This is a genomic window from Bacillus sp. 05T22, assembly GCF_056396765.1.
Genome location: NZ_JBFTMC010000001.1, coordinates 133,500 through 146,966 on the forward strand (window position 1 = coordinate 133,500; position 13,467 = coordinate 146,966).

Consider the following 13,467-nt stretch of genomic DNA (forward strand, 5'->3'; position numbering starts at 1 on the left):
CTCTTTCTATTTTTATTTGGCATGGGGCAGGAAAAGGCTCTGACTGCTTCTATGCATGGCTGGATCCTCTCTCCCAACTAAAATGAAGGAGTTTATGTCGTTTTTTCAACTTGAATTTATATAGATAAATAAAAAAGTTACCTTATATCGGTRACTTTTATTCCTTATTTCTAACTGCTGGTAATGTAATAATTGCTTCCGTTCCTTTTCCACTCTCGCTTTTATATTCCAGCATACCATTATGTGCTTGTAAAATACTAAAGGTAACCATAAGCCCTAGGCCCGTTCCTTTTTCTTTTAATGAATAATACGGTTGTCCAAGCCTTGCTAGCTGTTCTTTCGTCATTCCAACGCCACTATCTTTTACTCGCACTATAATCACATCATCTTTTTGAATGGCGGTTACTTTTAAATACCCTTTGTTTTCTTGAATCGCTTCAATTCCATTTTTAACGATGTTCATAATTGCTTGCTTTAACTTTGTCTTATCACCAATTGTATAAAGGTTCTCAGAAATTTCAACTTGTAAATAAACGCCTTGCATAGCTGCAAATGAAGACATTAAAGTAGTCATTTCTATGAGCTGCGCTGATAAACATATATGTTCCTTTTTTTCAATTTGCGGCCTAGCTAAATTTAAGTAATCCGAAATAATTTGTTCGGCTCGATCAAGCTCAGCTAGTACAAGACGCATATAGTCCTTATTCTTCATATCTTCTGTACTTTCTAATAGCTGAATAAACCCCCGAACAACTGTGAGGGGATTTCGCACCTCATGTGCTACACTTGCCGCTAGCTCGCTTACAATGTTTAACTTTTCAGATTTTTGCATTTCTGTACGTAACAATGCATTTTCATTTAAATACTCTGTTAAATACACTTGAAATACCATTGTCATAACCATAATAAAGGAAGCAAATATGTATCCACTATATAAATGCGACATAGGTGGCGTAAAGCCTACTCTCAGTAAAATCCCAAACATACTACACACTAAACCGACAAGAACATACAAAGATGAAATAATAAGGGCCACAATAAGTTTTTTTTCTCTCGGAAAAACAGGCCACTTTTTTGATAGCAGGAAAGGAATGATTGCAAGACATAAAACTTCTATTACCCGAAACCACTGTAAACCATTCAAAAACCATTCGTATACAATAAAAATACAAGCTGGGATAATCCCTACAATCCCACCATACAAAAAAGCACTCATAATCGGAATCGCATGGAAATTGTAACTACAAACATCGACAAAACAAATCGGATACGTCATAGAGAGAACAAGCGTAATACTAGATAAGAACATAATAAAATAGCGATTGGGCTTTGGAAGCATATCTTGATAACGGTTTAGACGAATCGCTTCATATAAAAACAGTGGCAAAATAATGATCGCGACTTGGATCATTAAGTCACGAATTAGCTCCATAGCCTCTCATCCCCTATATGTATTTTGATATGATTATATCATTTTACAGTTGCTTTTGTTTTAAAATTTAGATTTTTCTTAACATATTTGTAAATTATTTGTGAATAAACGTTAAGAAATGTTACAACTTTCCGAAATGATTGTAAACCCTGTACCAAACTACCATGATGCAGTATACAATGAATACGGGTTAACAAATAAAATAAAACATAGTCCAATAAACAGACAACTATAATAACATACAGCATATAATCCATACTATCTACGTGTACAAAGAAGTGATTATTATTTTAGTAGGAGGATGATAACTATGACAGGAACTACGCTTGTTTTAAAAGAGGAGAATTTGGTCGTTCTCGAAAATGTGGATAAATCAGTATACGAAGAATTGCAAGACAAAGCTGGGGAAGAAAATTGCACATGCGCTGTGAATGAATCTGTGGTACACCTTGGAAAAGTGTCTTCAGTTCTTTGGAATGAAGATGAAATAGATTGGGAATATGGGTATTAAAAAGTCGCTTTAAGCGGCTTTTTTTTTTGCGCTCCAAAGCGAAAATATAAAATTTATGATAAAATAAAAGAAATTTTGTAAGCGGAAGAAAGGGAGACAAAATGGAACAATTCATTAATCCTAGAGTGAAGGATATCCAAATTTCTGGTATTCGTCAATTCTCTAATATGATTCAAAACTATGATAATCTCATTTCTTTAACAATTGGACAACCTGATTTTCCAACTCCTTCTTTAGTCAAAGAAGCTGCTAAACGAGCGATTACAGAAAACTATACGAGCTATACACACAACGCCGGCCTATTAGAATTACGCAATGCAGCTTGTCATTTTCTAAAGGAAAATTACGATTTACACTATTCACCTGAAAACGAAACCATCGTTACAATCGGTGCTAGTGAAGCGATCGATGTTACATTTCGTACTATTTTAGAACCTGGAACAGAAGTTATTTTACCAGCTCCTATTTATCCAGGCTATGAACCCATTATTAGACTGTGCGGGGCAATCCCTGTGTTTGTAGATGTTCGTGAAACTGGATTTCGATTAACAGCAGAAGCGATTCAAAATGCAATTACAGATCAAACAAGATGCATCGTTTTACCTTATCCTTCTAATCCGACTGGTGTTACACTGTCAAAAGAAGAACTAACAGATATTGTATCTGTTTTAAAAGATAAAAACATTTTCGTTCTTTCTGATGAAATTTATAGCGAGCTTGTATATGAAGATAGTCATACATCCATCGCTCATTTTCCAGAAATGCGTGATAAAACAATCGTCATTAATGGACTATCAAAATCACATTCAATGACAGGCTGGCGCATCGGTCTTTTATTTGCTCCAAGCTATTTAGCAGGGCATATTTTGAAAGTTCATCAATACAACGTTACATGTGCAACTTCAATCGCACAATACGCTGCAATCGAAGCGTTAACAGCAGCAAAAGATGCACCGCGAATGATGCGTCATCAATATAAAAAACGCCGTGATTACGTATACAACAGACTGATTCAAATGGGCTTAACTGTTGAGAAGCCAACTGGTGCCTTTTATTTATTCCCATACGTTGGAAATCTTACATCCTCATCATTTGATTTTGCCATTGATCTTGTTAAAGAAGCTAGACTCGCTGTTGTTCCGGGAACAGCATTTTCAGAGTATGGTGAAGGGTATATTCGTCTTTCATACGCTTATAGTATGGAAACACTAAAAGAAGGCTGCGATCGTTTAGAAGAATTTTTAAAACAAAAAGCTAAGAGATAACACTCTTAGCTTTTTACGCATCATGATCACAAGTTTGGCGCTTCAGTAATTTATGCGGAATAATAATGCATTTTGAAGTGGATTCGGAATGCTCCACCTTATCAACTAACGCTTTTGCAGCCTCATACCCTAATTGATAAATATTTACATCAACAGTTGTAAGCGGTGGGCTCGCAATTTCRGATAATAAAGCATTATTAAAGCTCACGATTGAAACATCTTTTGGTACGGCAAGCCCTTTTTTGGCAAGCGCACTTAACACCCCAAGACCGATTAAATCATCTGTTGCCATAATTGCCGTCGGCGGCTTTTCAAGTCCCATTAACTCTTCTACAGCCTGCTGACCACCCTCTCTTGAAAAATCAAAATGTAAAATATATTCATCTGGCAACATAATGTCAGCTAGTTTTAAAGCATCGCTCATTCCAGCTAAACGATCTTTCGTAACAAGTAAATCAGAACCACCGCCAATAAACGCTATCTGTTTATGTCCAAGTGAAATTAAGTATTCCGCTACTTCTCTTGCAGCTGTATAGTTATCATTATCTACATATGTAATTTCATCTTTTCTTTCGTATGGTTTTCCAATTAAAACAAATGGGAAATTTTGTTCATGTAAATATTGAATAATACGATCGTTCTCACGTGAATAAAGAAGAATAATTCCGCCGATTTGACGACCCTGTACCATCTTCACAACGCCATTAAAAATCTCCTCTTCTGTTTCACCAGTTGACATATACAACGCATAACCTTCGACATGTGCAAACGAGCTAATCCCTCGAATTACTTCTGGGAAAAATGGATTTTGAAATGCTTTACTTGCAGAACTCGGCATAACAAGACCGATTGTTTTTGTTGTTTGATTCGCAAGGCTTCTCGCATTTAAATTTGGATGATACCCTAGTTCGCTCATTACTTTACGGACACGGCGCTTTGTTTTTTCACTTATACTTGGATTATCAGCAATTACACGAGACACAGTGGAAGGTGCAACATTTGCCTTTTTCGCTACATCTTTAATTGTAACTGTCATAAAATCTCCTCCTCTCTTCTAATTCTTCATTCATATCTATTTTTATCCTGCAGTTCTACAGGTAGTAGGAGAAAACGAAAGCCGCCATTACTTTATTTCATTCCTCAAAAAATTATATTAATGTAAACTAATATTCTCCCTCTTCATGTATTGTAAGGGATACAAGCTTATTTTCCTATACTATAATATACTATTTTTTTCACATCTTTCCCCTTACAATGTCATATGAATCGAAATTCTCCCTAAAAAGAGAAATGGGACATAATGTCCCATTTTCATCCTTTCGTACCTCCAGCTGTTAAACCAGAAATAAAATATTTTTGCAATGATAAGAACAAAATTGAAATCGGTATAGCAATTAATACCGAACCCGCTGCAAATGTTGTAAATTCATTACCAAATTTTTTCGCTACCATTTCATATAACCCAACCGCTAACGTATAATTCTCTGGTGTGCGTAAAATGATGCTTGCTAAAATAAAATCTGTAAACGGACCGATAAACGTAAATAAAGCTACAACTGCCACAATTGGTTTTGCGAGCGGCATAATAATTTGCCAGAAAATACGGAAGTGCCCTGCTCCGTCCATACGAGCCGACTCATCTAATTCTTTTGGAATCGTATCAAAATATCCTTTCATAAGCCACGTATTCATCGGAATTGCTCCACCGACATAAATTAAAATTAATGCAAGATGTGTATCAATTAATCCAGTCAACTGCGCTAATACATAGAGTGCGATTAACGCTGAGAAGTTCGGTATCATTTGTAGAATTAGAAACGTTAATAATCCATTCTTTCTTCCGACAAAACGATACCTTGAAAAAGCATAAGCAGTGAAACTAATGGATAGTACCGAGAAAATCATCGTTAATACACTGACTTTCAGTGTATTTTTATACCAAAGTAAATAATTACTCTTATCAAGATTAAGTAGGTCTCGATAATGATCTAGCGTTGCATTTTTCGGAATAATACTTGATCCTGATAAACTATCTCCTGGATTAAACGATGAGCCAACAATCCATAATAATGGATAGAAAATAATGACACACATTATGAAAATGACGAAATAACTTAATGAAAGACGTAACATCTTCTGTCGTTTTATATTCATTTACATCATATCCTCTTCTTGGAATGATTTTGTTCTTTTAAATTGCCATAACGCCACTGAAATAACAATTAACGATAAAATCATCGTAAGTGCCGCTGCTTTTCCGTATTGCGCTGATGTCATTGTTAATTTATAGATCCAGGAAATTAAAATATCTGTTCCACCTGCATTTTGTCCTGAAACAGCAGGCCCCCCGCCATTAAATAGATAAATAATACTGAAATTATTAAAGTTAAACGTATATTGTGTAATTAAGACTGGCGCTGTTGCATACAAAACAAGCGGCAATGTAATTTTTTGAAATTGTTGCCATGCAGTTGCCCCATCTACTGTAGCTGCTTCATACAATTCTCCTGGAATCGATTGCAGTATTCCTGTTGCCATTGCAAAAATAAATGGGAAACCAAGCCATGTTTGAATAAAAATCAAAGCGATTTTTGCCCAAAACGGATCTGTCATCCAAGCAATTTTTTCAATCCCAAATAATGCTAACACTTGATTATTAATTGCTCCAAATGATTCATTGAACATACCAGCAAAGACAAGAATGGATACGAATGCTGGAACTGCCCACGGTAAAATAAAGATTGTACGAATCACTGCTTTCCCTTTAATACCAGGCTGATTCACTAATATTGCTAAGAAAATACCAAGTGCTACTTGCAATGTCGTTGCAACAAATGTCCAAATCACAGTCCAAGAGAATACGCTTAAAAATGTATCTCTCCACATTGGTAAAGTGAAAATATCAACAAAGTTTTTAAAACTAACCCACTCTACTAGTTTCGCAGGTGGTGAATGATATAAATCATAGTTTGTAAATCCAATTAAGAATACGAAAATAATTGGAAACACAACTACAAAAATTAATAACAGAAATCCTGGAGAAACCATCAAATATGGAAAACCTTGATCTAATAAATTACGGTATTGTTCTTTCACAGAATTTAACGGTATTCCTATATCACGTTTTTTCCCATTTTGATAAGCATCATATAAATTAAAAGCATATATTCCTAGTCCAAATGCAATAACAATTAGTGCTAAAATACCTTTTACTAATAGAAAGATAGAATGATCCCGAGGAACCTCTGTACCAAGCGTAACAATTCCCCACAATCCCATATTTAACAAATCCGCAAATGCTACGATAAATGAACCTGTTAATACAAGAAAGATAAGAGCTTTTACATATTGTTTATTGTATATTTGACCTATACCTGGAATGATTGACAACATCGCGGCTGTTTTGCGGTGTTTTGAACCATTTACCTCTTGCATTGGTTCAATGGATGCTTGCATATTTCTTCCCCCTTTTTTCTTCCCCTTGGAAGGAGGAGAATTCGTATCCCTTCTTTATAAGAGATACGAATTCCGTCTTATTTTTGCTTACTATGGTTTGCTTCAATATTTCCTTTAATTTGTTTCACAGCTTCATCAAGTGCTGGTTTTGGTTCTTGTTTTCCAGCTGCAAGTAACTCTAATGCAAATCTTGCAGGCTCCCATACTTCTTGCATTTCTGGAATATTCGGCATTGGAATACCTGTCTCAGCCTGTTTCGTTATTGCTTTTGCAGCTTCACTGTCTTTAATCATTGGATCTTCCATTAATGATTTTACAGGCGGAATTTCTTTTGATTTTTCATAACGAATTTTTGCATTTTCTTCATTTGTTACCCAATCAACAAATTTCGTTGCTAAATCTTTATTTTTTGAAAAGCTTGTTACATGCCAACCTTTTACACCAACAAAAGTTTTCATCGGTTGACCATTTGGTAATTTTGGCATCGGTGCTACACCATAATCAATTCCGTTTTTCTCCATAGCTTGAAATGCCCATGGACCATTCATAATGGATGCAGCTTTTCCTTCATTAAACAATCCATCTGCAGCTGCCCCACCAGATTCACCAATAATACCTTTTGGGAACAAGTTCTCCTTGTACCATTTTTGAATATATTCCATCCCTTGTACCGCGCCACTACTATTTAATCCGATATCGGCTGTATTCGGTTTTCCATCTTTCTCACCAAATATATATCCTCCCATACCAGCCATAAATGCATTTGCAAAATATAAATTATCTCCTAGTGCTAAAAATCCGTACTTACCATCTTTTGTGAAATCTTTCGAGAAATTATATAATTCATCCATTGTTTCTGGTGCCTTTGGCATAAGCTTTTTATTATAAATAAATACAGGTGTTTCAATCGCCTTTGGCAAACCATATAATTTCCCTTTATATGTTTGAGCTTCTATAGATAAGTCCGTAAATTTGCTCTTCACAGCATCATCAACTTTTACTTCATCAATTAAACCTTCAGTAACAACATTTCCAATATGATCATGCGGTAATGTTACAACGTCAGGACCTGTACCTGCTGGACCATCGAGACGTAGTTTTTTTGTTTGATCCGTCATTTGAATTTCAGCCACTTTTACTTTCACGTTATATTTCTTTTCAAAGCTCTTTACCGCTGGTTCTAATGCAGGACCTTTTTTAAGATCTTCCCAAACAAGAAGGTCATAATCTTTCTTCTCTTTACTCGCTTCCTTTTTCCCTGAATCTTTCGGACCACATGCCGATAACATACCAATTGTCAAAGCTGAAACTGTTAATAATGATAATGCTTTCTTCACCCTCAAAACCTCCCTAAGTTATATATGTAATAATCGACTAAAATGAAAACGTTTGCACTTACAAGTTTTATAGAAGCGCAAACAATCTTCCAATCTATGAAAACGTTTGCGCTATTTGTCTATCATTATACATTCTTTTATATATTTTGCAAATATTTTCTTTATGTATTTTTCAAAAAATTTATGAAGTCTTTCTTTATATCCATTGACTTTATGTAAAATGAATACTACCCTTATAAGCAATATTGAAGTTATATAAAAAGCAATCGTTTGCAATATATTATTATTTATAGAGATATCAAAGGGGGATTTTCTATATGTTTAAAGAAGCAATATACCATAGACCGAAAGATAATTACGCATACGCTTACGATGAAAAAACGCTCCATATTCGATTGCGTACAAAAAAAAATGATGTAGATATCGCCTCACTCATTCATGGCGATCCTTATGAATGGCAAGATGGGAAATGGATCACAGCAAACATACCGATGAAAAAAAGCGGCTCAACAGATTTATTTGATTATTGGTTCGTTTCAATCGAACCGAACTTTAAGCGCTTACGATATGGATTTGAACTAAAAAATAATACGGAAACGATCGTCTATACAGAACGCGGCTTTTTCCCTGAAACACCTAATGATGATGTTGGCAACTTTTTTTGCTTTCCATTTATTCATGAACAGGATGTTTCTAGAACTCCTTCATGGATAAAAGATACAGTGTGGTACCAAATTTTCCCAGAACGTTTTGCTAATGGAGATCCTTCATGTAATCCAGCAGATACTCTTCCTTGGGGGAGCATTGATCCAACAACTACTAACTTTTTTGGCGGAGATTTCGCTGGAGTTATCCAGCACCTTGATTATCTTGTAAAGCTTGGTATTTCCGGAATTTACTTCACTCCCATCTTTACAGCACACTCTAATCACAAATATGACACAATTGATTACATGGAAATTGATCCGCAATTTGGGACGAAGGAAACTTTTAAAAAACTTGTTAACGCCTGCCACAAGCGAGGTATAAAAGTAATGCTAGATGCCGTTTTTAATCATAGCGGATATTTCTTTGATAAATTTCAAGATGTTCTCAAAAAAGGAAAGCAATCTCGCTATACCAACTGGTTTCATATTCACGAATTTCCAATTGTAACAGAGCCACTTCCGAACTACGATACCTTCGCCTTTACACCATATATGCCTAAATTAAATACAGCCCATCCAGATGTAAAAGAATACTTACTCAAAGTAGGGCGTTATTGGGTGCGAGAGTTTCACATTGATGGCTGGCGCCTCGATGTAGCAAACGAAGTTGATCATAGCTTTTGGAGAGAATTCCGTAGTGAAATAAAAGCAATTAACCCTGAAGTCTATATTTTAGGAGAGATTTGGCATGATGCTCAGCCATGGTTACAAGGTGATCAATTCGATGCCGTCATGAGCTATCCTGTTACAAATGCCCTGCTTTCTTACTTTGCAAACGAAACAATTGGGGCAAGTGAATTTATGGAACAAATTACAGCTTCTCTTCACTCTTATTCCATGAACGTAAACGAAGCTGCTTTTCATCTATTAGACAGTCATGATACACCGAGAGTTTTAACAACCTGTAAAGGAAATAAAAATAAAGTAAAACTACTTTATGTATTYCAYCTTTCTTTCATCGGTTCWCCWTGYRTTTATTACGGYGATGAAATCGGTATGGATGGYGGAATGGATCCTGGGTGCCGGAAATGTATGGTCTGGGATGAAGATAAGCAAGATACAGTATTATTTAAGCATATACAAACATTAATTTCATTACGAAGACAATATAAAGCATTTGGTGGACATGGATTATTCCAATGTATTGAAGCAAACGATGAACAAGGTTACATTTCTTATACGAAAATATACGGAGAAGAAACGATATTTTTTGTTTTAAATCCAACAAACCAAGAGATTTCAGCTCCTATACCTTTTGATATCGCCGGTAAAAAAATTATAAATTTATATACAAACGAAGAATTTTCAGCAGAAGCAGACTCATTACAGGTTGCACTTCCACCATATGGATTTTCAATTTTGAAATGGTAAAATATAAAAGCCTTGTGTCATTTCTGACTCAAGGCTTTTCATTATTTTAACTTGTATACCCTCGCTTCATATGGCTGTAAATCGATACTCTTAATTGTTTCATTTTGTACATCATAATTGTGTATCAATAATTCTGAACTATTATAATTTACCTCTTCTGGCATTTCAAATACACACTCATTCTCAGTAAAGTTCGCAATGACAAGTACTTTCTCATCTTTCCATGTCCGCATATAAGCAAAAACAGATGGATGGTCTTCAAAAATTAAATCATATGTTCCATACACAATGATTTCATGTTTTTTACGAAGTTCAATTAATTTTTTATAGTAATAAAAAATAGAATTTTTATCCTGCAACGCTTGTGTCACATTAATTTCTTTATAATTAGAATTTAATGCAATCCATGGTTCTCCAGCTGTAAATCCAGCGTGCTTTCCATCATCCCATTGCATTGGCGTTCTAGCATTATCTCGTCCTTTTATATAAATCGATTGCATTACTTTTTCTTCATCTTCACCACGCTCTATTACTTTTTCACGGTACATATTCAGCGTTTCAATATCTCGGTACTCATCAATCGAATCAAAGTGAACATTTGTCATCCCAATTTCTTCTCCTTGGTAAATATAAGGAGTACCTTTCATCATATGAAGTACCGTCGCTAACATTTTCGCTGATTCTATGCGGTATGTTTTATCGTTACCAAAACGTGAGACAACACGGGGCTGGTCATGATTGTTCCAATACAAACTATTCCATCCTGTTTGTTCCAACGCTTTCTGCCATTTTGTTAAATTACGCTTTAACGTTAAGAGTGAGCATGGCTTTACGTCCCATTTTCCTCCTTTTCCAGAATCTAAATCCATATGTTCAAACTGAAATACCATTTGTAATTCTTGACGCTCTTCAGCTGTATACAGTTTAGCCTCCTCTGTTGTTACACCCGGCATTTCACCAACAGTCATAATATCGTATTTCGACAATACTTTCTGATTCATTTCATGTAAGTATGCATGAATATTTGGTCCATTCATAAAGTATTGATGGCCTGATACATAACCTTCTTTCTCCGTTTTCACAGTTGGTAATCCCTCTGTTTTAGAAATAAAATTAATCACATCCATACGAAAACCATCGATTCCTTTTTCAAGCCAAAACTCCATCATCTCATAAACATCTTTTCGCACTATTTCATTATCCCAATTTAAATCTGGTTGCTTTTTAGAGAATAAATGTAAATAATATTCATCTGTCGCTTCATCATACTGCCAAGCAGATCCACTAAAAGCCGCTTCCCAGTTATTTGGCTCTTTTCCATCTTTCCCAGGACGCCAAATATAGTAATCTCGATACGGGTTATCTTTTGACTTACGAGATTCGATGAACCAATTATGTTCATCAGAAGTGTGGTTAACAACTAAATCCATCATTAATTTCATATCACGTTGATGCATTTCACTTAATAATTCGTCCCAATCGTTCATTGTTCCAAACTCATCCATAATATTACGATAATCACTAATATCATAGCCATTATCATCATTGGGAGATTCATAGACTGGTGATAACCAAATTACATCTATACCTAAGTTTTGTAAATAATCAAGCTTTGAAATGATTCCGCGAAGGTCACCAATTCCATCACCATTACTATCCATAAAGCTACGTGGATAAATTTGATATACAACACTTTCTTTCCACCATTGTTTTTCCATCATGCTACCTCATTTCATTTTTAAATCGAAAAATCCAGGCGCAAACGTTTTCATTAATGAATGATAACAGATTTTAAAACAAATGAAAACAGCGCTTACATTTTTCTGTTTTAATTTAGCCCATTTTCACAGAGAAGAGGCTTTATTTATTAAATATTCCCCCTCCATTTATGAAAACGTTTTATTTTTTTGCATCATTTTTATTTATTTTTCAAATACATTCGTTTATAATGAACACAAAGAAAACGTTTGCACAATTTCTCTAGGGGGAAAAATCATGGCAGAACTAAAGTTAGAAAATATTTATAAAATTTATGATAATAACGTAACAGCAGTAACAGACTTTAATTTACACATTCAAGATAAAGAATTTATCGTATTCGTTGGTCCATCAGGATGTGGAAAATCAACAACATTACGAATGGTAGCTGGACTTGAGGATATTTCAAAAGGGGAATTTTCAATTGATGGTAAGGTAATGAATGATGTTCCTCCAAAAGATCGAGATATCGCAATGGTCTTCCAAAACTATGCGCTCTATCCACATATGAGTGTTTATGATAATATGGCATTCGGCTTAAAACTTCGTAAAATACCAAAAGACGAAATCGATCGTCGTGTGACGGATGCAGCTCGGATTTTAGGGCTTGAGGAATATTTAAATCGAAAACCAAAAGCTTTATCTGGCGGACAACGACAACGTGTTGCGTTAGGTCGTGCGATTGTCCGTGATGCAAAAGTTTTCTTAATGGACGAGCCGCTATCAAATCTAGATGCAAAATTACGTGTAGCGATGCGCTCAGAAATTTCTAAACTACATCAAAGACTTGGGACAACAACAATTTATGTAACACATGATCAAACAGAAGCAATGACAATGGCATCACGCCTTGTCGTTATGAAAGACGGAAAAATACAACAAATTGGCTCACCAAAAGAAGTATATGAAACACCAGAAAATATTTTCGTTGGTGGATTTATTGGCTCACCTGCAATGAATTTCTTCCGTGGTAAATTAACAGAACAAGACTTTGTTATAGATGATAAGGTAAAAATCAAAGTATCTGAAGGCAAAATGAAATTGTTACGTGAACAAGGTTATGTGAATCAAGAAGTGGTACTAGGGATTCGTCCAGAAGATATTCATGATGAACTTTTATTTTTAGAGGCTTCACAAGGGACAACATTTACAACTCAAATTGAAGTTGCAGAACTATTAGGCGCAGAATCTATTTTATATACGAAACTTGGAAATCAAGATTTTGCAGCGCGCGTTGATGCAAGACATACTTTTGCACATGGTGACCAAATTAAACTTGCATTTGATATGAATAAAGCACATTTCTTTGATAGTAAAACAGAAATACGTATTCGCTAAAGTATCGCTTTTCTTTACGTTATACAGATACAAAAAACCGTCCACATATGTATTTTGGGCGGTTTCCTACTATTATACTAGGGTTCCTACTGTATGAAATGACTGTTCTTTTGCACTAATAATACCGAAAATAGGTAAATCCGTTAACATTACTTCTTCTTGGTGTTTCATAAAAGATGACGTCAATTGTTTTATTTCTATCCAAACGTCATTAATACAAAGCGCATTGGAATCGTTCTCTTGTTGGCGCGAGAAAATAGAATCTATTTTATATAACCCCGCATTATTAAAG

At 35.1% G+C, this 13,467-nt stretch carries 11 protein-coding genes; 4 read left to right on the forward strand and 7 right to left on the reverse strand.

The window, feature by feature from the left end; translation table 11 throughout:
- Positions 1-157: 157 nt before the first annotated feature.
- On the reverse strand, positions 158-1,432 hold the full coding sequence (locus AC1DIT_RS00695; RefSeq protein WP_016116106.1) for a sensor histidine kinase: 1,275 nt from the start codon (positions 1,430-1,432) through the stop codon (positions 158-160).
- 310 nt (positions 1,433-1,742) lie between these two features.
- On the opposite strand from AC1DIT_RS00695, the gene AC1DIT_RS00700 reads away from it, so the two are divergent.
- Both AC1DIT_RS00700 and AC1DIT_RS00705 read left to right on the forward strand, forming a co-directional pair.
- Positions 1,743-1,943: a hypothetical protein gene (locus AC1DIT_RS00700; protein WP_003199899.1), complete on the forward strand. Its 201-nt coding sequence runs from the start codon at positions 1,743-1,745 to the stop codon at positions 1,941-1,943.
- Positions 1,944-2,044: 101 nt separating this feature from the next.
- Positions 2,045-3,208 carry an aminotransferase A gene (locus AC1DIT_RS00705; protein ID WP_003199898.1) on the forward strand — a complete coding sequence of 388 codons (1,164 nt, stop codon included), beginning with the start codon at positions 2,045-2,047 and terminating at the stop codon, positions 3,206-3,208.
- Between the two features lie 13 nt (positions 3,209-3,221).
- Here AC1DIT_RS00705 and malR read toward each other — a convergent pair whose 3' ends face one another.
- The 4 genes from malR to AC1DIT_RS00725 all read right to left on the reverse strand — a co-directional run bounded on the left by malR (position 3,222) and on the right by AC1DIT_RS00725 (position 8,001).
- Entirely contained in the window at positions 3,222-4,244 is a 1,023-nt protein-coding gene (gene malR, locus AC1DIT_RS00710; protein WP_016116107.1) for a maltose operon transcriptional repressor MalR, read from the reverse strand.
- A gap of 275 nt (positions 4,245-4,519) precedes the next feature.
- Entirely contained in the window at positions 4,520-5,362 is an 843-nt protein-coding gene (malD, locus tag AC1DIT_RS00715; RefSeq protein WP_016116108.1) for a maltosaccharide ABC transporter permease MalD, read from the reverse strand.
- Positions 5,363-6,664, reverse strand: coding sequence for a sugar ABC transporter permease (locus AC1DIT_RS00720; RefSeq protein ID WP_016116109.1), 1,302 nt, complete (start codon positions 6,662-6,664; stop codon positions 5,363-5,365).
- Between the two features lie 77 nt (positions 6,665-6,741).
- Positions 6,742-8,001, reverse strand: coding sequence for a sugar ABC transporter substrate-binding protein (locus AC1DIT_RS00725; RefSeq protein ID WP_003199894.1), 1,260 nt, complete (start codon positions 7,999-8,001; stop codon positions 6,742-6,744).
- Between the two features lie 317 nt (positions 8,002-8,318).
- Here AC1DIT_RS00725 and AC1DIT_RS00730 point away from each other — a divergent pair, with 317 nt between their 5' ends.
- Complete coding sequence (locus AC1DIT_RS00730; RefSeq protein WP_476998001.1) at positions 8,319-10,079, forward strand: alpha-glycosidase; 1,761 nt, start codon at positions 8,319-8,321, stop codon at positions 10,077-10,079.
- Between the two features lie 41 nt (positions 10,080-10,120).
- On the opposite strand, the gene AC1DIT_RS00735 is transcribed toward AC1DIT_RS00730, so the two are convergent.
- The gene (locus tag AC1DIT_RS00735) at positions 10,121-11,797 is read right to left on the reverse strand and encodes a glycoside hydrolase family 13 protein (RefSeq protein WP_016116111.1); all 1,677 of its coding nucleotides are present in this window, start codon (positions 11,795-11,797) and stop codon (positions 10,121-10,123) included.
- Positions 11,798-12,074: 277 nt separating this feature from the next.
- Between AC1DIT_RS00735 and AC1DIT_RS00740 the strand changes: the two genes are divergently transcribed.
- Entirely contained in the window at positions 12,075-13,175 is a 1,101-nt protein-coding gene (locus tag AC1DIT_RS00740) for an ABC transporter ATP-binding protein (protein WP_016116112.1), read from the forward strand.
- A gap of 72 nt (positions 13,176-13,247) precedes the next feature.
- Here the strand turns inward: AC1DIT_RS00740 and AC1DIT_RS00745 are convergent.
- A partial coding sequence (locus AC1DIT_RS00745; protein WP_476998002.1) for a Rossmann-fold NAD(P)-binding domain-containing protein occupies positions 13,248-13,467 on the reverse strand: 220 nt, incomplete at its 5' end.